This is a genomic window from Chimaeribacter coloradensis (genome assembly GCF_002858715.1).
GTDB classification, from domain to species: Bacteria; Pseudomonadota; Gammaproteobacteria; order Enterobacterales; family Enterobacteriaceae; genus Chimaeribacter; species Chimaeribacter coloradensis.
Window position 1 is genome coordinate 90,582 of the sequence record NZ_PJZH01000011.1, and the last position, 23,722, is coordinate 114,303.

Consider the following 23,722-nt stretch of genomic DNA (forward strand, 5'->3'; position numbering starts at 1 on the left):
CCTATTTGAAACAGGGTTTTCATAATTTGACCTATTATGGGCTGTTGCATCTGTATAACAAATTTTCGTAACCTCTTTCCTGCAAAGAGAGCGACAGGTGGCGGAAGGCGGCACAGGATCCAGTCATCTTGTAAAAGGAAGACAGGCTCACGTCAGACGAGGGGAGTTTTTTTCATTCTAATAAATCCGCATTCTTAGGTCGGAGACTTATTTTGAATCTAATGAATCGGAAAATTCTGGCGGATTATAACAATTTTTTGCCCCTGAGAAATGAGTGGGGAAGTGTCTTATCTGGTATTCTGCATTCTGTGAATACTACACACGCAATGCCAGGGTAGTTTGTTATTAGATTCTAAAAAAGTGAAGAAAACACTATGACAAATGCAACTCGTCCGATACTTAATCTGGATCTTGATCTGCTCAGGACCTTTGTCGCTGTTGCTGATTTGAATACTTTTGCCGCAGCTGCCGCTGCGGTTTGCCGTACGCAGTCTGCTGTCAGCCAGCAGATGCAACGTTTGGAGCAGCTGGTGGGGAAGGAACTTTTTGCCCGCCACGGCCGTAATAAACTGCTGACTGAACACGGTATTCAACTACTTGGTTATGCGAGAAAGATTCTGCGGTTCAACGATGAGGCCTGTACCTCGCTGATGTACAGCGATGTGCAGGGCGTAATGACCATCGGTGCGTCCGATGATACGGCAGACACCATTCTGCCCTTCCTGTTAAACCGGGTTACGTCGGTCTACCCTAAACTGGCTATCGATGTACGGGTGAAACGCAGCCCGTTCATGATGGAGATGCTGGAGAAGAACGAGATCGATCTGGCCGTCACAACTGTGGTGGATAACGAGCATCCGCACGTTATTCTGCGGACATCGCCAACCTTGTGGTACTGCGCTGCCGATTATAAGTTCCCGACCGGTGATGCCGTCCCGCTGGTGCTGCTGGATGAACCCAGCCCGTACCGCAGCATGGCGATTAACTTACTTAACCAGGCAGGAATTCCTTGGCGTATCGCCTATGTCGCCTCGACATTGTCTGCAATACGTGCAGCCGTTCGTGCCGGTTTAGGTGTGACGGCGCGGCCCATTGAGATGATGAGCCCGGAGCTGCGGGTGCTGGGGGATGCAGAAGGCTTGCCGAAACTGCCGGATACGCAATACGGTCTGTATAAAAATGCAGAGTGTGAAAGCGAGCTGGCTATGGCGATCTTCAGCGCGGTGGAGAACGGCAATGAGCCTTATGTCGCGACCCAGGCTGCCTCAAGCGCCGATAACGAATACCTGCTTGATGATGAGTGATTTCCTCTGAAGTCCAGAAGATAACCTGTTAAGGAGTAACAGGTTATCTCTGTTTTCTTGCTTTTATTGAAGCCCTTCTTTTCTTCCCTCCTGAGTGGCTCATTTTTCTGTTTCTTATTCCTGCTACCCCTGTCAAAAACCGCATACTCTTTATAAATAACTTGAATGGGTTTCATTCTCATTCACTATGCTCAATTGATTAACATGTTTTTTGAAACGCAGTTTCTTATTTTTTGAAGTCTGTAAATTACTTTCATTTTTTGTCTGTTTTTTTAGCTGTCATGCTGAAAACGTGTCCTGGATCAAAAAAATACCCCTAGTTATTACAAGGAAGACCAGAAACTTTTTGGCAGGGTGCTATAGTTGTTCGCGACCCCTTACTCCTTTTAACATCCTTCTGTTTACGTTCATTTTTTAACTGACACGATTTAGCACCGGCTTGCGCATGGTTTGTTAATAAAATGATACTCATGTAAAATAATATAGAGTTACTTTTGTTAAAGTTGACAAAAGGTTATAGAAAGGGGTAAAAAGCCCACAGTAAAACACTGCCTTATGCGCATTTCGGGCCCTGTTTTGGTGTGGTTATTAATCCTTCCCTTGAATCGATGTGGTGCAGCAGCTGCCGGTTAAAAGAGCAGAACAAACGTCGCCGCTTTTGATGAGTAAGCTAAGAGTATGTCAACAACCACTGAAGTCATCGCTCATAACTGGGCGTTCGCCATCTTCCTTATCGTTGCTATCGGGCTTTGCGGGCTCATGCTTCTCGGTGCCTATTTTCTGGGTGGGAGAGCCCGGGCACGGGGGAAAAATATCCCGTTCGAGTCAGGTATCGACCCGGTAGGATCGGCAAGAATGCGGCTTTCGGCCAAATTCTATCTGGTAGCCATGTTTTTCGTCATTTTCGATGTGGAAGCCCTGTATCTCTATGCATGGTCAACCTCTGTCCGCGAAAGCGGCTGGACGGGGTTCATCGAAGCCACCATTTTCATTGTAGTGTTGCTGGCCGGGCTGGTGTATCTGGTGCGTATTGGCGCGCTGGACTGGGCACCGGTGCGTTCGAAAGGACGTAAGCCGGAGGCAATCACTCACAACACCCAACGTCATCCGCAGTAACAGCGAGGCATTAAGATGGACTATACGCTGACCCGCGTAGAACCAGACGGTGAGAACGACCGTTACCCCCTGCAAAAACAGGAGATTGTTACCGATCCCCTGGAGCAACATGTGCACCGCAGCGTCTATATGGGGAAACTCGAGCACGCATTGCATGACATGGTGAACTGGGGGCGCAAAAACTCTCTTTGGCCGTATAACTTCGGCCTGTCGTGCTGTTATGTGGAAATGGTGTCGTCATTTACCGCGGTGCACGACGTGGCCCGTTTTGGCGCGGAAGTGCTGCGTGCCTCGCCGCGTCAGGCCGATTTCATGGTGGTGGCCGGTACGCCGTTCACCAAAATGGCCCCGGTCATCCAGCGTCTGTATGACCAGATGCTGGAGCCGAAATGGGTCATCTCCATGGGTGCCTGCGCCAACTCCGGCGGCATGTATGACATCTATTCCGTGGTGCAGGGCGTCGACAAATTCCTGCCGGTGGATGTGTATATTCCCGGCTGCCCACCGCGCCCTGAAGCCTACATGCAGGCGCTGATGCTGCTGCAGGAGTCGATCGGCAAAGAGCGCCGCCCGCTGTCGTGGGTGGTGGGTGACCAGGGGGTGTACCGCGCCAACATGCAATCCGAAAGGGAGCGTAAGCATGGTGAACGCATTGCAGTGAAAAACCTGCGTACTCCTGACGAGATTTAACGCGACGGTCAGAGTTGTCCGTTAGGTTGGTAGCTGCACCCTCTTACCCGGCATAAAGGGGACAGAGCAGAAAGAGAATAAGCAGCCGCGAAACCCGGCCCGCCTGACCATTTTGTGTGGTGAAAAAATATGACAGATTTGACGACGCACGACCTCGCCCAGCCGGCATGGCATACCCGCGACCATCAGGATGATCCGGTTGTTGGCGAACTGCGTAACCGTTTTGGGCCGGATGCCTTCACCCTGCAGGCGACCCGTACGGGTATCCCGGTACTGTGGGTCAAGCGTGAGCAGTTGCTGGAAATCATGACCTTCTTACGTAAGCTGCCGAAGCCTTACGTCATGCTGTATGACCTGCATGGCATGGATGAGCGGCTGCGTACCCATCGCCACGGCCTGCCGGCGGCGGATTTCTCGGTGTTCTACCACCTGCTCTCTATTGAGCGTAACACTGACATCATGCTCAAGGTCGCCCTCTCTGAGAACGATCTGCATGTGCCTACCGCGACCAAAATCTTCCCGAATGCCAACTGGTATGAGCGCGAAACTTGGGAGATGTTCGGCATCACCTTTGACGGCCACCCGCACCTGACGCGCATCATGATGCCGCCGACCTGGGAAGGGCACCCGCTGCGCAAAGACTACCCGGCACGCGCCACCGAATTTGACCCGTTCACCCTGACCAAGCAGAAAGAAGCGCTGGAAATGGAAGCGCTGACCTTCAAGCCGGAAGAGTGGGGCATGAAGCGCGGCACCGAAAATGAGGACTTCATGTTCCTCAACCTCGGCCCGAACCACCCCTCCGCGCACGGGGCGTTCCGTATCATCCTGCAACTCGACGGCGAAGAGATCGTCGACTGCGTGCCGGACATCGGTTACCACCACCGCGGCGCAGAGAAGATGGGTGAGCGCCAGTCGTGGCACAGCTACATTCCTTACACTGACCGGGTGGAATACCTCGGCGGCTGCGTCAATGAGATGCCTTATGTGCTGGCGGTTGAGAAACTGGCCGGCATCGTGGTGCCAGATCGCGTCAATGTGATTCGCGTGATGCTCTCGGAACTGTTCCGCATCAACAGCCACCTGCTCTATGTCAGTACCTTCATTCAGGACGTCGGGGCGATGACGCCGGTGTTCTTCGCCTTTACCGACCGCCAGAAAATCTACGATCTGGTGGAAGCGATCACCGGTTTCCGTATGCACCCGGCCTGGTTCCGCATCGGCGGCGTGGCGCACGACCTGCCGCGCGGCTGGGACCGCCTGCTGCGCGAATTCCTGGACTGGATGCCGGCCCGCCTGGACAGCTACGTCAAAGCGGCGCTGAAAAACTCCATCCTCAAAGGCCGCTCCCAGGGCGTCGCCTCTTACAACGCCAAAGAGGCGCTGGAGTGGGGCGTAACCGGGGCCGGCCTGCGTGCCACCGGGATCGACTTCGACGTGCGCAAAGCGCGCCCTTACTCCGGTTATGAACACTTCGAGTTCGAGGTGCCGTTGGGCGACGGCAACAGCGACTGCTACACCCGCGTGATGCTGAAAGTGGAAGAGATCCGCCAGAGCCTGCGCATCCTGGAGCAGTGCCTGAAAAACATGCCGGAAGGGCCGTTCAAGGCGGATCACCCGCTGACCACGCCGCCGCCGAAAGAGCGCACGCTGCAACACATCGAAACCCTGATTACGCACTTCCTGCAAGTGTCGTGGGGGCCGGTCATGCCTGCCAACGAAGCGTCGCAAATGATCGAGGCGACCAAAGGGATCAACAGCTACTACCTGACCAGCGACGGCAGCACCATGAGCTACCGCACCCGCATCAGGACGCCAAGCTTCCCGCACTTGCAGCATATCCCGTCGGTGATCCGTGGCAGCCTGGTATCCGATTTGATCGTGTACCTCGGCAGTATCGATTTTGTAATGTCAGATGTGGACCGCTAACGATGACAGAATTCAACAAAGACTCCCAACCGCTGGCCGTTAACGCCGCCGCCCCTGCCGCCGCAGAGGCGTTTGTGCTCTCCGCCGCCGAGCGTGATGCCATTGAGCATGAGAAGCACCATTACGAAGATGCCCGCGCCGCCTCCATTGAAGCGCTGAAAATTGTGCAGAAACAGCGTGGCTGGGTGCCGGACGGCGCCATCCATGCGATTGCCGAGGTGCTGGGCATCCCGGCCAGTGACGTAGAAGGGGTCGCGACCTTCTACAGCCAGATTTTCCGGCAGCCGGTCGGCCGCCACGTGATTCGCTACTGCGACAGCGTGGTCTGCCACATCACCGGCTATCAGGGCATTCAGGCGGCTATCGAGAAAAAACTGAACATCAAACCGGGGCAAACCACCTTTGACGGGCGCTTTACCCTGCTGCCGACCTGCTGTCTGGGCAACTGTGACAAAGGGCCGACCATGATGATCGACGAAGATACCCACAGCCACCTGAAGCCGGACGATATTGACGGGCTACTGGAGCAGTATCAATGACAACCACGGGCTTTACTCCACGAACCATCGTCCGTACCGCTGAGCAGCACCCGCTGACCTGGCGCCTGCGTGACGACAAACAGCCGGTCTGGCTGGATGAGTACCGCAGCAAGAACGGCTATGTGGGTGCTGAAAAAGCGCTCAAAGGCATGGCGCAGGATGAGGTGGTAAACCTGGTCAAAGACGCCGGCCTGAAAGGCCGCGGCGGGGCAGGGTTCTCCACCGGCCTGAAATGGAGCCTGATGCCGAAAGACGACAGCATGAACATCCGTTACCTGCTGTGTAACGCCGATGAGATGGAGCCGGGCACCTATAAAGACCGCCTGCTGATGGAGCAACTGCCCCATCTGCTGGTGGAAGGGATGCTGATCGGCGCGTATGCGCTGAAAGCCTACCGCGGCTACATCTTCCTGCGCGGCGAATACATCGAAGCGGCAGTGAACCTGCGCCGCGCCATCGCGGAAGCCACCGAAGCGGGGCTGCTGGGCAAAAATATCCTGGGTTCCGGGTTCGATTTCGAGCTGATTGTCCACACCGGGGCCGGGCGTTACATCTGCGGTGAAGAGACGGCGCTGATCAACTCGCTGGAAGGCCGCCGCGCCAACCCACGCTCCAAGCCGCCGTTCCCGGCCTCGGCCGGGGTGTGGGGCAAACCGACCTGTGTCAACAACGTGGAGACGCTGTGCAATGTGCCGGCCATCGTTGAGCACGGGGTGGAGTGGTATCAGGGCATTACCGGCGGTAAGAGCAAAGATGCGGGCACCAAGATGATGGGCTTCTCGGGCCGGGTCAAAAACCCCGGCGTCTGGGAGTTGCCGTTCGGCATCACCGCGCGGGAGATCCTCGAAGATTACGCCGGCGGGATGCGTGACGGGCTGAAATTCAAGGCCTGGCAACCGGGCGGCGCAGGCACCGACTTCCTGACCGCGGACCACCTCGACCTGCCGATGGATTTCGAAAGCATCGGCAAGGCCGGCAGCCGCCTCGGCACCGCGCTGGCGATGGCGGTGGACCACGAGATCAATATGGTATCGCTGGTGCGTAACCTCGAAGAGTTCTTTGCCCGTGAATCCTGCGGCTGGTGCACCCCCTGCCGTGACGGCCTGCCGTGGAGCGTGAAGATCCTGCGGGCGCTGGAACGCGGCGAAGGCCAGCCCGGTGACATCGAAACACTGGAGCAGCTCTGCCGCTTCCTCGGCCCCGGTAAAACCTTCTGCGCCCATGCGCCGGGTGCCGTGGAGCCGCTGCAAAGCGCGATTAAATATTTCCGGGACGAATTTGAGGCGGGCATCGCCAAACAGCATTTCAGCAACGCCCATGCCATCAACGGCATCCAGAGCAACAACCTGCTGAAACAGCGTTTTTGATTGCCGCCGCAGAGGCGGGGAAGTTATCCCGCCCGCGCCCTATAGAATTTTTGATTAACGCCCGTGCCTGCACGGGCCTCGTGGAAGCATGCTGACTATGGCTACGATTCATGTAGACGGCAAAGAATACGAAGTCGACGGAGCGGACAACCTGTTACAGGCCTGCCTCTCCCTCGGTCTTGATATTCCTTATTTTTGCTGGCATCCGGCGCTGGGAAGCGTCGGCGCTTGCCGCCAATGTGCGGTCAAGCAGTACCAAAATGCGGAAGATACCCGTGGCCGCCTGGTGATGTCCTGTATGACACCCGCATCGGACGGCACCTTTATCTCGATTGATGATAAAGAGGCGAAGGATTTCCGTGAGAGCGTCGTTGAATGGCTGATGACCAACCACCCGCATGACTGCCCGGTCTGCGAGGAGGGCGGCAACTGCCACCTGCAGGATATGACGGTAATGACCGGCCACAGTTTCCGCCGTTACCGCTTTACCAAACGCACCCACCAGAACCAGGATCTCGGGCCGTTTATCTCCCATGAGATGAACCGCTGCATCGCCTGTTACCGCTGCGTGCGCTACTACAAAGATTATGCCGACGGCACCGATCTCGGGGTCTATGGCGCGCATGACAACGTCTACTTCGGCCGCCCGGAAGATGGCGTGCTGGAGAGCGAATTCTCCGGCAACCTGGTGGAAGTCTGCCCGACCGGCGTCTTCACCGACAAAACGCACTCTGAGCGCTATAACCGTAAGTGGGACATGCAGTTTGCGCCGAGCATCTGCCAGCAGTGCAGCGTCGGCTGTAACACCAGCCCGGGTGAGCGTTACGGCGAGTTGCGCCGCATCGAAAACCGCTACAACGGCACCGTCAACCAGTACTTCCTGTGTGACCGCGGCCGCTTTGGCTATGGCTACGTGAATCTGAAAGATCGCCCGAAACACCCGCGCCAGCGGCGCGGTGATGACTGGATCGCGCTCAATGCCGAGCAGGCGATGCAGGGCGCGGCAGACATTCTGCGCCAGGCGAAAAAAACCATCGGTATCGGTTCCCCGCGCGCCAGCCTGGAGAGCAACTTTGCCCTGCGTGAGCTGGTGGGTGCTGAGAACTTCTATACCGGCATCTCCGCCCAGGAGCAGTCGCGCCTGAAACTGATGCTCAACATCCTGCAAAACAGCGGTGTGCATACGCCATCGCTGCGCGAGATTGAGAGCTATGACGCGGTGCTGATTCTGGGTGAAGATCTCACCCAGACCGGCGCCCGTATCGCGCTCTCCGTGCGCCAGGCAGTGAAAGGCAAAGCGCGCCAGATGGCCGCCGCCCAGCGCGTGGCTGACTGGCAGATCGCCGCGGTGCTGAACATCGGCCAGCATGCCAAACACCCGCTGTTTATGACCAGCGTCGACAGCACCAAAATGGACGACATCGCCGCCTGGAGCTACCGCGCCCCGGTGGATGAGCAGGCGCGCCTCGGTTTCGCCATCGCCCATGCGCTGGATGACAGCGCCCCGGTGGTCAGCGACCTCGCCGACGGCCTGAAAAACAAGATGGACGTAATTGTGCAGGCGCTGGCCGGCGCGCAGAAACCGCTGATCATTACCGGCACCAGCGCCGGCAGTGACGCGATTATCGCCGCTGCCGCCAACGTCGCCCGCGCGCTGAAAGGCCGCGGCAGCAATGTCGGCATCACCTTTGTCGCCTCCTCGGCCAACAGCATGGGCCTGGCGCTGATGGGCGGCGGGTCTCTCGACGAGGCGCTCGCCACGCTGGCGAACGGCCATGCCGACACCGCCATCGTGATGGAGAACGACCTCTACCGCCATGCGGCTGTGGATCGCGTGGATGCTGCGCTGGCCAACGTCAGCAACCTGATTGTGGCCGACCACCAGCACACGGCGCTGATGGACAAGGCAACCCTGGTATTGCCGGCGGCCAGCTTTGCTGAAAGCGACGGCACGCTGGTCAACCAGGAGGGCCGCGCCCAGCGCTTCTTCCAGGTTTACGACCCGGCCTACTACGACCACAGCGTGGCAATGCTCGAGAGCTGGCGCTGGATGCACTCGCTGCATTCGGTTTATACCAGCCGCCAGGTGGACTGGACGCAACTCGACGATGTGATCGCCGCCTGTGTCACCGCACTGCCGCAGCTCAGCGCCATCCGTGACGCCGCGCCGGACGCCTCCTTCCGCATCCGCGGGCAGAAGCTCTCCCGTTCCCCGCACCGTTACAGCGGCCGTACGGCCATGCGCGCCAACATTAACGTGCATGAGCCGCGCCAGCCGGTGGACCGCGACACCATGTTCGCGTTCTCGATGGAAGGGAACAACAACCCGCTGGCTGACCGCAACCAGGTGCCGTTTGCCTGGGCACCGGGCTGGAACTCCCCGCAGGCCTGGAACAAATTCCAGGACGAAGTAGGCGGCCACCTGCGCCACGGCGATCCGGGCGTGCGCCTGATCGAAGCAGGGGAGGGCACCCTCGACTGGTTCCGTGACGTTCCTGCCGCCGCGCCGGGCGTCGCCAACCAATGGCGGGTTGCGCCTTACTACCACCTGTTCGGCAGTGAAGAGCTGTCACAGCGTGCGCCGGTGATCCAACAGCGTATGCCGCAACCCTATGTCATGGTGAGCCGCGATGACGCCGCCCGCCTCGGCATCAACCCGGGCGCGCTGGTGGAGTTCTCCTGCGCCGGTCAGCGCCTGCGCCTGCCGGTCCGCCTGAGTGAGACGCTCAGCCAGGGGCAGCTTGGCCTGCCGTTAGGCTTACCGGGTATTCCGCCGGTGCTGGTGGGTGCAACGGTTGAAAATCTGCGGGAGGCGGCATTATGAGTTGGTTTACCTCTGAGGTGATCGATGTGCTGATCGCCATCCTGAAGGCGGTGGTGATTCTGCTGGTGGTGGTCTCCTGCGGTGCCTTCATGAGCTTCGGTGAACGCCGGTTGCTCGGCCTGTTCCAGAACCGTTACGGGCCAAACCGTGTCGGCTGGGGCGGGTCGCTCCAGCTGGTCGCCGACATGATCAAGATGTTCTTTAAAGAGGACTGGGTGCCGCCGTTTACCGACCGGGTGATTTTCACCCTGGCACCGATGATCGCTTTCACCTCGCTGCTGCTGGCCTTCGCCATTGTGCCGGTCAGCCCGACCTGGGCGGTCTCCAACCTCAATATCGGTATCCTGTTCTTCCTGATGATGGCCGGCCTGACGGTCTACGCCGTGCTGTTTGCCGGCTGGTCCAGTAACAACAAATACTCGTTGCTGGGGGCGATGCGCGCCTCGGCCCAGACCCTGAGCTACGAAGTGTTCCTCGGCCTGTCGCTGATGGGCGTGGTGGCGCAGGCCGGTTCATTCAATATGACGGACATCGTGAATGACCAGGCGCACGTCTGGAACATTATCCCGCAGTTCTTCGGCTTCGTGACCTTTGCGATCGCCGGTGTGGCGGTGTGTCACCGCCACCCGTTTGACCAGCCGGAAGCGGAGCAGGAGCTGGCCGACGGTTACCACATCGAATATTCCGGCATGAAGTTCGGGCTGTTCTTTGTCGGGGAATACATCGGGATTGTGACGGTCTCCGCCCTGATTGTGACGTTGTTCTTCGGTGGCTGGCAGGGTCCGTTCCTGCCGCCGTTTATCTGGTTCGCGCTGAAAACGGCCTTCTTCATGATGATGTTTATCCTGATCCGTGCGGCCCTGCCGCGTCCGCGTTATGACCAGGTGATGTCATTCGGCTGGAAAGTCTGCCTGCCGCTGACCTTGCTGAACCTGCTGGCGACTGCCGCCGTGATTTTGTACAACGCTCAATAAGGGGTGAATGAACCATGACATTGAAAGAGTTAGTGGTTGGTTTCGGCACCCAGCTACGCAGTATCTGGATGATCGGGCTGCACGCGTTCAGTAAGCGTGAAACCCAGATGTATCCGGAAGAGCCGGTTTACCTGCCGCCGCGCTACCGTGGCCGCATCGTGCTGACGCGCGATCCGGACGGCGAAGAGCGCTGCGTAGCCTGTAACCTCTGTGCGGTTGCCTGCCCGGTGAGCTGTATCTCTCTGCAAAAAGCAGAGACGAAAGATGGCCGCTGGTACCCGGAATTTTTCCGCATCAACTTCTCACGCTGCATCTTCTGCGGCATGTGCGAAGAGGCGTGCCCGACGACGGCCATCCAGCTGACGCCGGATTTTGAGCTGGGCGAGTTCAAGCGCCAGGATCTGGTGTATGAGAAAGACGATCTGCTGATCTCCGGGCCGGGTAAATATCCGGAATATAACTTCTACCGGATGGCCGGTATGGCGATTGACGGCAAAGCGAAAGGCGATGCGGAAAATGAAGCCAAACCGATCGACGTCAAAGGCCTGATGCCTTAAGGAGCCAGCAAGCATGGAATACGCCTTTTATATCGCCGCGTTGGTGGCCGTGGTCGCGACTATCCGCGTCATCTCGCACACCAATCCCGTGCATGCCCTGCTGTACCTGATTGTCTCCCTGCTGGCGATTGCCGCGGTGTTCTTCTCGCTCGGTGCCTATTTCGCCGGTGCGCTGGAGATCATCGTCTATGCCGGGGCGATCATGGTGCTGTTTGTGTTCGTGGTGATGATGCTCAACCTCGGCAACGCGGTACAGGAGCAGGAGCGTGCCTGGCTGAAACCCTCAGCCTGGGTCGGCCCCGGCCTTCTGTCCCTGCTGCTGCTGGTGGTGCTGGTTTACGCCATCCGCACCATCAACGATCAGGGCATCGACGGCCAGATGATTGATGCGAAAGCAGTGGGCATCAGCCTGTTCGGCCCTTATGTGCTGGCGGTTGAGCTGGCCTCAATGCTGCTGCTGGCCGGTCTGGTGGTGGCTTACCACGTGGGCCGCGAGCAGAAGCCCGGCGAAGTGCTGAGCAATGACGCGGTGAAAAGAAAAACGGAGGAAAAAGCATGATCCCTCTACAACATGGCCTGATTCTGGCGGCCATCCTGTTTGTGCTGGGGCTGACCGGGTTGCTGATTCGCCGCAACCTGCTGTTTATGCTGATAAGCCTTGAGGTGATGATCAACGCGGCCGCACTGGCCTTCGTGGTGGCAGGAAGCTATTGGGGGCAGGCCGACGGCCAGGTGATGTATATCCTGGCGATCAGCCTCGCGGCGGCCGAGGCCAGCGTTGGCCTGGCGCTGCTGCTCCAGCTCTATCGCCGTCGCCATACCCTGAATATTGACACTGTCAGTGAGATGCGCGGATGAACTTACTCTACTTAACTGTTCTGCTACCGCTGATCGGCTTTTTGCTGTTGGCATTCTCCCGCGGCCGCTGGTCTGAGAATTTCTCGGCCACGGTGGGCGTCGGCTCTATTGGTCTGGCGGCCCTGGTGACCCTCTACGTGGCGATGGATTTCCTGAGCCAGCGCGCCATCGGGGTTCAGGTGTTTAACCAGAACCTGTGGAACTGGATGCAGGTCGGCGATTTCAACATCGCCGCCACCCTGACACTGGACGGCCTGTCGCTGACCATGCTGTCGGTGGTCACCGGCGTCGGCTTCTTCATCCACATGTTCGCCTCCTGGTACATGCGGGGCGAGGAGGGCTACTCCCGCTTCTTCGCCTACACCAACCTGTTTATCGCCAGCATGGTAGTTCTGGTGCTGGCCGATAACCTGCTGCTGCTCTACCTCGGCTGGGAAGGCGTGGGCCTCTGTTCCTACCTGCTGATCGGGTTCTACTACACCAACCCGGAGAACGGTAAGGCGGCGATGAAGGCGTTTATCGTGACCCGTGTGGGTGACGTGTTCCTGGCCTTTGCGCTGTTTATCCTCTACCGCGAGCTCGGCACGCTGAATATCCGTGAGCTGATGGTGCTGGCCCCGCAGAAACTGGCGGTGGGCGACACGGCGATCACCTGGGCGACGCTGATGCTGCTGGGCGGGGCGGTGGGTAAATCCGCGCAGCTGCCGCTGCAGACCTGGCTGGCGGACGCAATGGCCGGCCCGACACCGGTTTCCGCGCTGATCCACGCCGCGACCATGGTCACCGCGGGGGTCTACCTGATCGCCCGCACCCACGGCCTGTTCCTGATGGCGCCGGAAGTGCTGCACCTGGTGGGGATCATCGGTGCCGTGACGCTGCTGCTGGCCGGCTTTGCCGCGCTGGTGCAGACCGACATCAAACGCGTGCTCGCCTATTCGACCATGAGCCAGATCGGCTACATGTTCCTGGCGCTGGGCGTGCAGGCGTGGGACGCGGCCATCTTCCACCTGATGACCCACGCCTTCTTCAAGGCGCTGCTGTTCCTCTCCTCCGGGTCGGTAATCCTCGCCTGCCACCACGAGCAGAACATCTTCAAGATGGGCGGCCTGCGCAAAACTATCCCGCTGGTCTATGTCTGCTTCCTGGTGGGCGGCGCGGCGCTGGCGGCGCTGCCGCTGGTCACCGCGGGCTTCTACAGTAAAGATGAGATCCTGTTCGGTGCCTTTGCAAACGGCCACATCAACCTGATGCTTGCCGGCCTGGTAGGGGCGTTCCTGACCTCGCTCTATACCTTCCGCATGATCTTTATCGTGTTCCACGGCGAGCCGAAAACCAAGGCGCACGCGGGCAAGGGCATTACCCACCATCTGCCGCTGATTGTGCTGCTGGTGCTCTCGACCTTTGTCGGCGCGCTGATCACACCGCCGCTGGCGGGCGTGCTGCCGGAAAACCACTTCGGTGAAGACGGTAAGATGATGCTGGAGATCACCTCCGGGATCGTGGCGATTGTCGGCATCCTGCTGGCGGCTGCCCTCTATCTGGGCAAGCGTTCTCTGGTGAACAGTGTGGCGAAAAGCGCCCCCGGCCGCTTCTTTACGGTCTGGTGGTTCCATGCCTGGGGCTTTGACTGGCTCTACGACATGCTTTTCGTCAAACCTTATCTGTTCATTGCGAAAGTGCTGCACCGCGATCCGCTGAATTCACTGATGAACCTGCCGGCGCTGATTACCCGCGTGGGCAACCGTGGGCTGGTTCTCACTGAAAATGGCCAGGTGCGCTGGTATATGGCGTCAATGGGTCTGGGTGCAGTGGTCGTACTGGCGCTGTTGTTAGTGGTTTAACGAATAAGAGTTTGTCGAACATTGCAATGCGGGCAGGTGCGCCGGGTTTGGCCGCCTGCCGGACAGCACGTTTCACGTTTATTCAAATAAGGGACACCAAACGCCATGCTACTACCTTGGCTAATTCTTATCCCCTTTATCGGCGGTCTGCTGTGTTGGCAGTGTGAGCGCTTCGGTAGCAAGGTACCGCGCTGGATCGCTCTGATCGCCATGGGGCTGACGCTGGCACTGTCGCTGCAACTCTGGTTGCAGGGGGGTTACTCTTTACTGGTGCCGCAGGGCATCCCGCAATGGCAGTCTGAATTCCGCCTGCCGTGGATCCCGCGTTTCGGCATTGAATTCCATCTGGCACTGGATGGCCTCTCGCTGCTGATGGTGGTGCTGACCGGCCTGCTCGGCGTGCTGGCGGTGCTCTGTTCATGGCGTGAGATTGAGCGCTATCAGGGCTTCTTCCACCTGAACCTGATGTTCATCCTGGGCGGCGTAATCGGCGTGTTCCTCGCCATCGACATGTTCCTGTTCTTCTTCTTCTGGGAAATGATGTTGGTGCCGATGTACTTCCTGATCGCCCTGTGGGGGCACAAGGCCTCAGACGGGAAAACGCGCATCACGGCGGCGACCAAGTTCTTCATCTACACCCAGGCGAGCGGGCTGGTGATGCTGATCGCCATCCTCGGGCTGGTGTTTGTGCACTACAACGCCACCGGCGTCTGGACGTTCAGCTACGAAGCGCTGCTGAACACCCCGATGTCCCATAACGTGGAATACCTGCTGATGCTGGGCTTCTTCATCGCGTTCGCGGTGAAAATGCCGGTGGTGCCGCTGCACGGCTGGCTGCCGGACGCCCACAGCCAGGCCCCGACCGCCGGTTCCGTTGACCTGGCCGGGATTTTGCTGAAAACCGCGGCCTATGGCCTGCTGCGCTTCAGCCTGCCGCTGTTCCCGCACGCCTCGGCGGAGTTCGCGCCGATTGCCATGTGGCTCGGCGTGATCGGGATCTTCTACGGCGCGTGGATGGCCTTTGCCCAGACGGACATCAAACGCCTGATCGCCTATACCAGCGTGTCACACATGGGCTTTGTGCTGATTGCCATCTTCACCGGCAGCCAGCTCGCCTACCAGGGTGCGGTGATCCAGATGATCGCCCACGGCCTCTCGGCGGCCGGCCTGTTCATCATCTGCGGCCAGCTTTATGAGCGCCTGCACACCCGTGACATGCGCCTGATGGGCGGCCTCTGGGGGCGGATCAAGTTCATCCCGGCGTTGTCGATGTTCTTCGCGGTGGCTACCCTCGGGATGCCGGGCACCGGTAACTTTGTCGGCGAATTCATGATCCTGTTCGGCAGCTTCAGTGTGGTACCGGTGATTACCGTGATCTCGACCTTTGGTCTGGTCTTCGCCTCGGTCTACTCGTTGATTATGTTGCAGCGTGCCTATTTCGGTGCGCCGAAATCCGATCAGCCGCTGCCGGGGATGTCGCTGCGTGAGCTGTTCATCATCCTGTTGCTGGTGGTGTTACTGGTGCTGCTGGGGATCTATCCGCAGCCAATCCTGGACACCTCCCATGCGGCGATGAGCAACGTGCAGCACTGGTTCGGGTCTGTGATTCCATCCATTTCAACAACAAGGCCGTAATTCGCCATGACATTTACTCCTCAACACCTGATCGCACTATTGCCACTATTGATCGTCGGATTGACGGTGGTGGTTGTGATGCTGTGCATTGCGTGGCGACGCGACCACTTTTTCAACGCGACTCTCTCGGTTATCGGGCTGAACCTGGCGTTGCTGTCGCTTTACTTTGTCTGGCAAAACGGCGCACTGGATGTGACGCCGCTGCTGCGCGTGGATGGCTACTCGATGCTCTACACCGGGCTGGTGCTGTTGGCCAGCCTGGCGACCTGCACCTTTGCCTACCCGTGGCTGGCGGGCTACCCGGATAACAAAGAAGAGTTCTACCTGCTGGTGCTGATTGCCGCCATGGGCGGCCTGCTGCTCGCCTGCGCCAACCACCTGGCCTCGCTGTTCCTGGGGATTGAGCTGGTGTCGCTGCCGCTGTTCGGCCTGATCGGTTATGCCTACCGGCAGAAACGCTCGCTGGAAGCCAGCATCAAGTACATGCTGCTGTCGGCGGCGGCCTCCTCTTTCCTGCTGTTCGGGATGGCGCTGCTCTACGCAGACTCCGGTGACCTGTCGTTTGTCGGCCTCGGCAAAAGCCTGGGTGACAGCATGTTGAACCAGCCGCTGCTGCTGGCGGGCCTGGGCATGATGATCGTCGGCCTCGGCTTTAAGCTGTCACTGGTGCCGTTCCAGCTCTGGACGCCGGATGTCTATCAGGGCGCGCCCGCCCCGGTCTCAACCTTCCTGGCTACCGCCAGCAAGATTGCGATTTTCGCCGTGGTGATGCGCCTGTTCCTCTACGCGCCGGTCACCAACAGCGAAGCGGTGCGTACCGTGCTGGCGATCATCGCCGTCTGCTCGATTCTGTTCGGTAACATCATGGCCATCAGCCAGAGCAACATTAAGCGTCTGCTCGGCTACTCCTCTATCGCCCATCTGGGTTATCTGCTGGTGGCGCTGATCGCCGTGCAGACGCACCAGCTGGCGATGGAAACCGTGGGCGTCTACCTGGCGGGTTACCTGTTCAGCAGCCTGGGGGCCTTTGGGGTGGTGAGCCTGATGTCCAGCCCTTACACCGGGCCGGACGCGGAATCCCTGTTCTCTTACCGTGGGCTGTTCTGGCATAAGCCGATCCTCTCCACGGTGATGACGGTGATGATGCTGTCACTGGCCGGTATCCCGGTCACCCTGGGCTTCATCGGTAAGTTCTTCGTGATTGCGATGGGTGTCAGCGCGCACCTCTGGTGGCTGACCGGTGCCGTGGTGGTGGGCAGTGCGATTGGCCTCTACTACTACCTGCGTGTGACCGTGAGCCTTTACCTTAACGCGCCGGCCGAGCTGCAACGCGACACCCCGACCAACTGGGCCTTCACCGCCGGTGGGGTGGTAGTGCTGATCTCCGCGATTCTGGTGCTGCTGCTGGGTATCTTCCCGCAACCGCTGATCTCGCTGGTTCAGGCCGCACAGCCGCTGCTGTAAATGACCCGATAAAAACCAAGCCGCCCCCGGGCGGCTTTTTTTATGGCCGCCGTGTGAGGAGGGAATGATCTCCGCCAACATCATGTGCTGCTGCCTGCGTTACCGTCGCGCTGTTATCATTCCTTCCGTCATCATTTTTAAAAGGACGCAATCATGGATCTTCAGGCGGGCCAAAATATCGTTTTACCTCAGACGTCACTCCAGTTAACCCTCTCTTACCCGGCAACGGCGGGGTTTACCGGTGAAGTGGATGCTTCGGCGTTTTTGCTGACTGCGGAAGGAAAAGTCAGGGGCGATGGGGATTTCTACTTCTTTAACCACCCGGCGGCGGCGAACGACAGCCTGGTGTTGCAGGCGTTGCCGCAGGGCAGCCGCCTGACGCTGGATCTGGCAAAAATCGATGCGGAGATCAGCAAGATTGCGATAACGCTGGTGATCGATGGGCCGGAGGCCGTCTCGCATCTCCGGCAGATTACCCTGACTGCCGGCGACATTGCCCGCTTTGAGGTAGCGACCGCCGGGCGGACTGAAAAAGCGCTGATCGTGGCAGAGGTTTACCGCCATGCCGGGAACTGGAAACTCCGGGCGCTGGGGCAGGGCTTTAACGGCGGGCTGGCGCCGCTGGCGGTGCATTATGGTGTGGACGTTGAGCCTGACGCGCCCGCCACCCAGCCGCCGGTGGCAACCGTCAGCCTGGAGAAAAAGTTGCAGGCGCAGGCACCCCGGTTGGTCAGCCTGGCGAAAGAGGCCACCATCAGCCTGAAGAAATACAAACTGGAGAGTGTCCGGGCAAAAGTGGCCTTTGTGCTGGATGCCTCCGGCTCAATGAAAGGGCAGTTCAGAAAAGGAAACGTGCAGGCGGTGCTTGACCGCATCGCGGTGCTGGCAGTGCAGTTTGATGATGATGGCGCGATGGATCTCTGGGGGTTTGCTGAACGGCACCGGAAATACCCGGATGTCACTTTGGCTAACCTTGATGAGTATATCGATGAGATCCAAAACACGGCGAAGCGCTCAGCCTGGGAAAATCTGCCCGGCCTCGGCGGCGTGAATAATGAACCGCCGGTGATGGAAGAGATCATCGACACCTTTAAACGCAGTGACTTACCGGTGTTTGTGGTGTTTATCACCGACGGCGGCATCAGTAAAACCCGGGAGATTAAACAGGCGATCCAGCGTTCAGCCAATTACCCGATCTTCTGGAAGTTCGTCGGGCTGGGCGGCATGAACTATGGCGTGCTGGAAAATCTCGACACCTTCACCGATCGCCGGCTGGACAATACCCACTTTTTTGCCATCGACGATTTTGCTGCGATGAAAGACGAGCGCCTCTATGACCTGCTGCTGACAGAGTTCCGCCAGTGGCATGAGGCGGCAGTCGCTGAACGCATTTTACGTGAGTAAATGTTCACCCATATCATAATTTGAAGTGAGTCACATTTTGTGATGCAAGGTACATTCTATTTAGTGAAAAAGGTGATGAACATCTCACTTATTTCCCGCTGTTCACGTACACTGCGCGCTTTTCTCTGCGGCGGATAATGATGAACGTACTTCTCTCTCTTGCGTTGACCACCGGCGTGCTCTCCGGCCTGTGGGGCTGGGTGGCGGTCAGCCTCGGGCTGTTGGGCTGGGCCGGGTTTTTGGGCTGTACCGCCTATTTTGCCTGCCCGCAGGGCGGGTTGCGCGGGCTGGTGATTGCCGGGCTGACCATGCTCAGCGGCGTCTTCTGGGCGCAGGTGATCATGGACGGCAGCGCACTGCAACCGGAATGGACGCTGCTCGGCTACCTGATGACCGGCGTCGTCTCGTTCCTGATGTGCGTGCAGGCGGCCAACCGCTGGCTCGCCTTTGTGCCGGGCACCTTTATCGGGGCCTGCGCCATGTTTGCCGCCCAGGGCAACTGGCGGGTGGTATTGCCGTCACTGCTGCTTGGGCTGATCTTCGGTTACGCGATGAAAAACAGCGGGCTATGGCTGGCGGCGCGGGCCGGGCGAACCAAAGCCACTGCCCAGCCTGCAGCCAAACCCCGTTAACCCGGGCGAAGGGTTGTGGCAAGCTGCCGGAGCGTAAGAAGGTTCTTAAACTGGTCAGGTGCGGTAAAAACGCCGGGTGTTGCCCTGCAAAATGGTGAAAAAGTGACTATGGTTAATAAACAAGTCCTACAAAACCAAGGAGACGCGCATGGTAGACACTACGGAACCACAACAGCCAAAACAGCCGAAACAGCAAGCCCAGCAGAATTCGCAGCCAAAACAGGCTGAGTTCAAGGAAGACTCCAAAACCTCCCTGGACGACGATCTGAAAATGCTGTCAGAGACTCTGGAAGAGGTGCTTGCCTCCTCAGGTGATAAGTCTGACCAGAAATACATTGAGATCAAACACCGCGCTGAAGAAGCGCTGCATCAGGTGAAAAAGCGCCTGAGCGAAAAGTCAGATGCCTACTACTACAAGGCCAAGCAGGCAGCCTGCACTGCCGACAGCTACGTGCATGACAAACCGTGGCATGCAGTGGGCATGGGCGCAGCCGCCGGGATGATCCTCGGCCTGCTGATGCGCCGCTAAGGCAATACACAGGGCGGCCAGTGACAGGCAGCCCGGACACTGACAGGGTGCACTCAGGTGCGCCCTTTTTTATGCCTGCGGGGCGGCAGGCGACAGGCGGTTTTTTTCTGGTTCAGGCGACGTATAATCCCCTACTTTCTCTTTGGTTATTGAGGTTGCGGTGACGATACTTTCCGGATGTCTCCAACAGATGATGCAGGCGCTTGAACAGACGCTACAGGATGAAACGCTATGCCGCGCCAGCGGGGTCAGGCAGCTTATCCTGACCTTCTACCACCCGGAAAACAGGCACCCGGAAAGCGCGCCGCTGCTGGGCTGGCTGGCGGCACAGCCACACTTTCCGAAATTTTACTGGCAACCGCGGGACGGCACCGAAACGGTGGCGGTATGCGGGCAGGTGGCACAATTCAGCGATGCACAGCAGGCAGGGCAGTTTTTACACCACCATGCCGGGCACGCCGGACGGCTGCGCGTCTGGGGGCTGAACGCCTTTGAGGCCGCGCCCCAGCCCGCCTGCCTGTTTGTGCCGCGCCTCACCCTGCACCAACAGGCCAACACCCTGACGCTGACCCTCAACCTGGCCGACCCCCACGCGCTGCAGGGCGATCTGGTGCGCGCTGCCGCCTTCCTGCAACAGCTGCAGCCTGCCACCCTGTTGCCGCCGCAACCCCTCAGCCTGACCCACGCCAGCCACCAGCCGGATGAAGCGGGGTGGCACGCCCTGTTGCAGCATGCGCTGGCCGGCATTGCCGCGGGGGAAATGGAAAAAGTGGTGCTGGCGCGAAAAACGGTGTTGACCTTCAGCCAGCCGGTGGACGCCTGGCGGATGCTGGCCGCCAGCCGGCAGGTGAACCACCACTGTTACCACTTTCTGATGGCGTTCTCGCCCACGGCCGCCTTCCTCAGCGCCAGCCCGGAGCGGCTGTTCCTGCGCCAGGGCGATCAGCTCACCACCGAAGCGCTGGCCGGCACGGTGGCCAGCAGTGAAGACGACCACCAGGCCGCAGTGCTGGCAGGCTGGCTGATGAAGAGTGAGAAAAACCAGCGCGAAAACTGGCTGGTGGTGGATGACATCTGCCGCCAGCTACAGGGCGCGGCGCACGGACTGGATGTGATGCCGCCGGAGATTGTGCGCCTGCGCAAGGTGCAGCACCTGCGGCGCACTATCCACGGGCAGATCAGGGCAGCGGATGACGCCCTCTGCCTGGCGCGGCTGCAACCCACCGCGGCGGTAGCCGGGCTGCCGCGCCTGCCGGCACGCCGGTTTATCCTCAGCCATGAGCCATTCCCGCGTGGCTGGTATGCCGGGTCGGCGGGCTACCTCTCCCGTGAGCAGTCGGAGTTCGCGGTGTCACTGCGCTCTGCCTGGCTGGAGGAACATCAGGTACACCTCTACGCCGGGGCGGGCATTGTGGCGGGGTCTGACCCGGCACAGGAGTGGCAGGAGATCGAGAACAAAGCCGCCGGGTTACGCACCCTGTTAGAAGACCCCGCCGAATAGCCGCTTTACCCGCGCCAAATCAATAATCCATCCATTGAAAAAAAATATACTTCCCGCGCACGGCCCCGGCTGCCGTGCATCAATGTCTCTCTTCTCCGCACGTTATATAGGCTTCACATGTTAACCAGTGAATTCAATCGCCGCTGGGCGACCCTGCTTATTGAGGCGCTGAGCCGCCACGCGATTCAGCATGTCTGTATTGCGCCCGGCTCGCGCTCCACCCCCCTGACCCTCGCCGCTGCTGCCCACCCCCGGTTGCAGTGCCACACCCATTTTGATGAGCGCGGGCTGGGGCACCTGGCGCTGGGGCTGGCCAAGGGCAGCGGGCAGCCGGTGGCGGTGATCGTCACCTCCGGCACGGCCGCGGCCAACCTCTACCCGGCGCTGATTGAAGCGGGGCTGACCGGCGAACGGCTGGTGATGCTGACGGCGGATCGCCCGCCGGAGCTGCTGGCGTGCGGGGCCAACCAGGCGATCCGGCAAGAGGGGATGTTCGGTGCCCACCCGGCGGCGGTGCTCAACCTGCCGCGCCCGACCCCGGCTATCCCGGCGGCGTGGCTGGTGTCGGCGCTGGATCAGGCGATGGCGGAACTCAAAGGCGGGGCACTGCATATCAACTGCCCGTTTGCCGAGCCGCTCTATGGGGGTGAAGACGGCGCGCATCAGGCGTGGTCGGCGGCGCTGGGTGACTGGTGGGCAGGGCGTGACCCCTGGCTCGCCCTGCCGGGTGAGAGCCCGGCGGCGGCCGAAGCGGACTGGCCGCAGTGGCGTCAGCGGCGCGGCGTGGTGCTGGCCGGGCGGCTTTCGGCAGAGGAGGGTGTGGCGGTGGCGCGCTGGGCGACGGCGCTGAGCTGGCCGCTGCTGGCGGATGTGCAATCCCAGACCGGCCAGCCGCTGCCCTGCGCTGCGCTGTGGCTTAGCGCGCCGGAAGCCCGCGCCACGTTGGCGGAAGCGGAGCTGGTGGTGCAGTTCGGCAGCAGCCTGACCGGCCAACCGCTCCTGCACTGGCAGGCCAACACCCGGCCGCTGCAGTGGTGGCTCATTGAGGCGCAACCGGGGCGGCGCGACCCGGCGCACCATCGCGGCCGCCGTATCGCGGCACCGGTCAGCGCGTGGCTGGCGCAGCATCCGCCGCTGGCGCGCCAGCCCTGGGCACCGGTACTGGCCGCCTGCGCCGCGCAGGCGCAGCAGCGGGTAACGCGCGAAGTCAAAACCTTCGGTGAGGCGATGCTGGCGCACCGTTTACCGGCGCTGTTGCCGGCGCACGGGCAACTCTTCCTCGGCAACAGCCTGATCGTGCGGCTGGTGGATGCGCTGGCGCAACTGCCCGCCGGCTACCCGGTCTTCGGTAACCGCGGGGCCAGCGGCATTGACGGGCTGATCTCCACCGCTGCCGGGGTGCAGCGCGCCACCGGCAAACCGACGCTGCTGCTGCTGGGTGATCTCTCTGCGCTGTATGACCTGAACGCGCTGGCGCTGCTGCGCGCCACGCCCGCGCCGCTGGTGATCCTGCTGGTGAACAACAATGGCGGGCGCATCTTCTCCCTGCTGCCGACGCCCGAGGCGCAGCGCGAGCAGTTTTACTGTATGCCGCAGCAGGTCTCGTTTAAACCGGCGGCCGCGATGTTCGGCCTGCACTATGCCTGCCCGGCCGAATGGCCCGCGCTGGAAGAGGCGGTGCACGCGGCGTGGGCGCGGCCGGGCAGCACGCTGATTGAAGTCTGCACCGTGCCGGATGCCGGGGCGCACCTGTTGCAACAGCTGCAACGGGCGGAAGCCTCATGAGCCTGGCCTGCCGCGTTTATCCGGCATTGACCGGCGACCCGTCCCGCCCGTGGCTGGTGTTTCTGCACGGGTTATTAGGCAGCGGCCGTGAATGGCAACCGGTGCTGGCCCAGTGCCGCGACTGGCCCTGCCTGACGGTGGATCTGCCGGGGCATGGGGAGTCCGCCGCCGTCACGACCTCCGGCTTTGCCGCGCTGGATCACCAGTTGGCCGCCACGCTGCGCCTGCACCAGGTTGAACGTTACTGGCTGATCGGCTACTCGCTGGGCGGCCGCGTGGCGATGTATCACGCCGCCCGGCAGCCCGCCGGGCTGTGCGGGCTGCTGGTGGAGGGCAGCCACCCCGGCCTGCTGCACCCGGCAGAGCGCCGGGCGCGGCTCGATAACGACTGCCGCTGGGCGCAGCGTTTTCTGCAACAGCCGTTGCCGCAGGTGCTGGCGGCGTGGTACCACCAGCCGGTCTTTGCTGACCTGACCAACCCGCAACGTCAGGCGCTCATTGCACTGCGCGGCCACAATCAGCCCGCCGGCATCGCCCAGATGCTGCTGGCGACCTCGCTTGGCCACCAGCCGCCGCTCGATGGCGCGCTGCGCCGGTTGCGCCTTCCCTTTTACACCCTGTGCGGTGAGCAGGATGCCCGCTTCCGGTCACTGGCCGTTGAGCGGCACTTGCCGCTGTCGCTGCTGCCCGGCGGGCACAACGTTCACCACGCGCACCCCGGTGAGTTTGCCCACCGCCTCTTATCCCTGATTCGCTGTTAATGAAGGAATGAC

20 protein-coding genes are annotated in these 23,722 nt (G+C 60.2%); all 20 read left to right on the forward strand.

Annotation, left to right across the window (positions count from 1 at the left end; genetic code table 11):
• Positions 1-374: 374 nt before the first annotated feature.
• Positions 375-1,304, forward strand: a complete 930-nt coding sequence (gene lrhA, locus CYR32_RS12350; protein ID WP_101824767.1) for a transcriptional regulator LrhA — start codon at positions 375-377, stop codon at positions 1,302-1,304.
• A 678-nt stretch (positions 1,305-1,982) separates the two neighbouring features.
• The gene (locus tag CYR32_RS12355) at positions 1,983-2,420 is read left to right on the forward strand and encodes an NADH-quinone oxidoreductase subunit A (protein ID WP_101824769.1); all 438 of its coding nucleotides are present in this window, start codon (positions 1,983-1,985) and stop codon (positions 2,418-2,420) included.
• A gap of 15 nt (positions 2,421-2,435) precedes the next feature.
• Positions 2,436-3,110 carry a NuoB/complex I 20 kDa subunit family protein gene (locus tag CYR32_RS12360; RefSeq protein WP_072930543.1) on the forward strand — a complete coding sequence of 225 codons (675 nt, stop codon included), beginning with the start codon at positions 2,436-2,438 and terminating at the stop codon, positions 3,108-3,110.
• 129 nt (positions 3,111-3,239) lie between these two features.
• Positions 3,240-5,039, forward strand: coding sequence for an NADH-quinone oxidoreductase subunit C/D (gene nuoC, locus CYR32_RS12365; protein WP_101824771.1), 1,800 nt, complete (start codon positions 3,240-3,242; stop codon positions 5,037-5,039).
• Between the two features lie 2 nt (positions 5,040-5,041).
• Positions 5,042-5,578, forward strand: coding sequence for an NADH-quinone oxidoreductase subunit NuoE (gene nuoE, locus CYR32_RS12370; RefSeq protein ID WP_101824773.1), 537 nt, complete (start codon positions 5,042-5,044; stop codon positions 5,576-5,578).
• The gene (gene nuoF, locus CYR32_RS12375; protein WP_101824775.1) at positions 5,575-6,945 is read left to right on the forward strand and encodes an NADH-quinone oxidoreductase subunit NuoF; all 1,371 of its coding nucleotides are present in this window, start codon (positions 5,575-5,577) and stop codon (positions 6,943-6,945) included. The genes nuoE and nuoF overlap by 4 nt, the downstream gene beginning before the upstream one ends.
• Before the next feature lie 97 nt (positions 6,946-7,042).
• Positions 7,043-9,769 (forward strand): NADH-quinone oxidoreductase subunit NuoG, encoded by a 2,727-nt coding sequence (gene nuoG, locus CYR32_RS12380; protein WP_101824777.1) that lies wholly within the window; start codon positions 7,043-7,045, stop codon positions 9,767-9,769.
• Positions 9,766-10,743: an NADH-quinone oxidoreductase subunit NuoH gene (gene nuoH / locus CYR32_RS12385; RefSeq protein ID WP_101824779.1), complete on the forward strand. Its 978-nt coding sequence runs from the start codon at positions 9,766-9,768 to the stop codon at positions 10,741-10,743. Before nuoG ends, nuoH begins: the two co-directional genes overlap by 4 nt.
• 14 nt (positions 10,744-10,757) lie before the next feature.
• Entirely contained in the window at positions 10,758-11,300 is a 543-nt protein-coding gene (gene nuoI, locus CYR32_RS12390) for an NADH-quinone oxidoreductase subunit NuoI (RefSeq protein WP_101824781.1), read from the forward strand.
• 13 nt (positions 11,301-11,313) lie between these two features.
• A complete protein-coding gene (gene nuoJ, locus CYR32_RS12395; protein ID WP_101824783.1) occupies positions 11,314-11,859 on the forward strand; it encodes an NADH-quinone oxidoreductase subunit J in 546 nt (181 codons plus the stop codon).
• Positions 11,856-12,158, forward strand: a complete 303-nt coding sequence (gene nuoK, locus CYR32_RS12400) for an NADH-quinone oxidoreductase subunit NuoK (protein WP_072930525.1) — start codon at positions 11,856-11,858, stop codon at positions 12,156-12,158. Before nuoJ ends, nuoK begins: the two co-directional genes overlap by 4 nt.
• Positions 12,155-13,999 carry an NADH-quinone oxidoreductase subunit L gene (nuoL, locus tag CYR32_RS12405; RefSeq protein WP_101824785.1) on the forward strand — a complete coding sequence of 615 codons (1,845 nt, stop codon included), beginning with the start codon at positions 12,155-12,157 and terminating at the stop codon, positions 13,997-13,999. The genes nuoK and nuoL overlap by 4 nt, the downstream gene beginning before the upstream one ends.
• Before the next feature lie 105 nt (positions 14,000-14,104).
• The gene (nuoM, locus tag CYR32_RS12410; protein WP_101824787.1) at positions 14,105-15,634 is read left to right on the forward strand and encodes an NADH-quinone oxidoreductase subunit M; all 1,530 of its coding nucleotides are present in this window, start codon (positions 14,105-14,107) and stop codon (positions 15,632-15,634) included.
• Positions 15,635-15,640: 6 nt separating this feature from the next.
• Entirely contained in the window at positions 15,641-17,098 is a 1,458-nt protein-coding gene (gene nuoN, locus CYR32_RS12415; protein ID WP_101824789.1) for an NADH-quinone oxidoreductase subunit NuoN, read from the forward strand.
• 153 nt (positions 17,099-17,251) lie between these two features.
• Complete coding sequence (locus CYR32_RS12420) at positions 17,252-18,502, forward strand: vWA domain-containing protein (protein ID WP_101824791.1); 1,251 nt, start codon at positions 17,252-17,254, stop codon at positions 18,500-18,502.
• Between the two features lie 140 nt (positions 18,503-18,642).
• Positions 18,643-19,134 carry a DUF1097 domain-containing protein gene (locus tag CYR32_RS12425; RefSeq protein ID WP_101824793.1) on the forward strand — a complete coding sequence of 164 codons (492 nt, stop codon included), beginning with the start codon at positions 18,643-18,645 and terminating at the stop codon, positions 19,132-19,134.
• Positions 19,135-19,282: 148 nt separating this feature from the next.
• The gene (gene elaB / locus CYR32_RS12430; protein WP_101824795.1) at positions 19,283-19,663 is read left to right on the forward strand and encodes a stress response protein ElaB; all 381 of its coding nucleotides are present in this window, start codon (positions 19,283-19,285) and stop codon (positions 19,661-19,663) included.
• Between the two features lie 190 nt (positions 19,664-19,853).
• Positions 19,854-21,164 (forward strand): isochorismate synthase MenF, encoded by a 1,311-nt coding sequence (gene menF, locus CYR32_RS12435; protein ID WP_101824798.1) that lies wholly within the window; start codon positions 19,854-19,856, stop codon positions 21,162-21,164.
• Between the two features lie 117 nt (positions 21,165-21,281).
• The gene (menD, locus tag CYR32_RS12440) at positions 21,282-22,949 is read left to right on the forward strand and encodes a 2-succinyl-5-enolpyruvyl-6-hydroxy-3-cyclohexene-1-carboxylic-acid synthase (protein ID WP_101824800.1); all 1,668 of its coding nucleotides are present in this window, start codon (positions 21,282-21,284) and stop codon (positions 22,947-22,949) included.
• Complete coding sequence (gene menH, locus CYR32_RS12445) at positions 22,946-23,710, forward strand: 2-succinyl-6-hydroxy-2,4-cyclohexadiene-1-carboxylate synthase (RefSeq protein WP_101824802.1); 765 nt, start codon at positions 22,946-22,948, stop codon at positions 23,708-23,710. The genes menD and menH overlap by 4 nt, the downstream gene beginning before the upstream one ends.
• Positions 23,711-23,722: the final 12 nt, after the last annotated feature.

What these genes read in the sequence shown, in the direction of transcription:
- nuoM (WP_101824787.1), top strand. Translation starts at nt 14,105, where the DNA reads ATGCTACTACCTTGGCTAATTCTTATCCCCTTTATCGGCGGTCTGCTG.
- nuoK (WP_072930525.1), top strand. Translation starts at nt 11,856, where the DNA reads ATGATCCCTCTACAACATGGCCTGATTCTGGCGGCCATCCTGTTTGTG.
- menF (WP_101824798.1), top strand. Translation starts at nt 19,854, where the DNA reads ATGATGCAGGCGCTTGAACAGACGCTACAGGATGAAACGCTATGCCGC.
- CYR32_RS12360 (WP_072930543.1), top strand. Translation starts at nt 2,436, where the DNA reads ATGGACTATACGCTGACCCGCGTAGAACCAGACGGTGAGAACGACCGT.
- nuoE (WP_101824773.1), top strand. Translation starts at nt 5,042, where the DNA reads ATGACAGAATTCAACAAAGACTCCCAACCGCTGGCCGTTAACGCCGCC.
- CYR32_RS12355 (WP_101824769.1), top strand. Translation starts at nt 1,983, where the DNA reads ATGTCAACAACCACTGAAGTCATCGCTCATAACTGGGCGTTCGCCATC.
- CYR32_RS12420 (WP_101824791.1), top strand. Translation starts at nt 17,252, where the DNA reads ATGGATCTTCAGGCGGGCCAAAATATCGTTTTACCTCAGACGTCACTC.
- nuoH (WP_101824779.1), top strand. Translation starts at nt 9,766, where the DNA reads ATGAGTTGGTTTACCTCTGAGGTGATCGATGTGCTGATCGCCATCCTG.
- nuoJ (WP_101824783.1), top strand. Translation starts at nt 11,314, where the DNA reads ATGGAATACGCCTTTTATATCGCCGCGTTGGTGGCCGTGGTCGCGACT.
- nuoC (WP_101824771.1), top strand. Translation starts at nt 3,240, where the DNA reads ATGACAGATTTGACGACGCACGACCTCGCCCAGCCGGCATGGCATACC.
- elaB (WP_101824795.1), top strand. Translation starts at nt 19,283, where the DNA reads ATGGTAGACACTACGGAACCACAACAGCCAAAACAGCCGAAACAGCAA.
- nuoN (WP_101824789.1), top strand. Translation starts at nt 15,641, where the DNA reads ATGACATTTACTCCTCAACACCTGATCGCACTATTGCCACTATTGATC.
- nuoL (WP_101824785.1), top strand. Translation starts at nt 12,155, where the DNA reads ATGAACTTACTCTACTTAACTGTTCTGCTACCGCTGATCGGCTTTTTG.
- menH (WP_101824802.1), top strand. Translation starts at nt 22,946, where the DNA reads ATGAGCCTGGCCTGCCGCGTTTATCCGGCATTGACCGGCGACCCGTCC.
- nuoF (WP_101824775.1), top strand. Translation starts at nt 5,575, where the DNA reads ATGACAACCACGGGCTTTACTCCACGAACCATCGTCCGTACCGCTGAG.
- nuoG (WP_101824777.1), top strand. Translation starts at nt 7,043, where the DNA reads ATGGCTACGATTCATGTAGACGGCAAAGAATACGAAGTCGACGGAGCG.
- lrhA (WP_101824767.1), top strand. Translation starts at nt 375, where the DNA reads ATGACAAATGCAACTCGTCCGATACTTAATCTGGATCTTGATCTGCTC.
- menD (WP_101824800.1), top strand. Translation starts at nt 21,282, where the DNA reads ATGTTAACCAGTGAATTCAATCGCCGCTGGGCGACCCTGCTTATTGAG.
- nuoI (WP_101824781.1), top strand. Translation starts at nt 10,758, where the DNA reads ATGACATTGAAAGAGTTAGTGGTTGGTTTCGGCACCCAGCTACGCAGT.
- CYR32_RS12425 (WP_101824793.1), top strand. Translation starts at nt 18,643, where the DNA reads ATGAACGTACTTCTCTCTCTTGCGTTGACCACCGGCGTGCTCTCCGGC.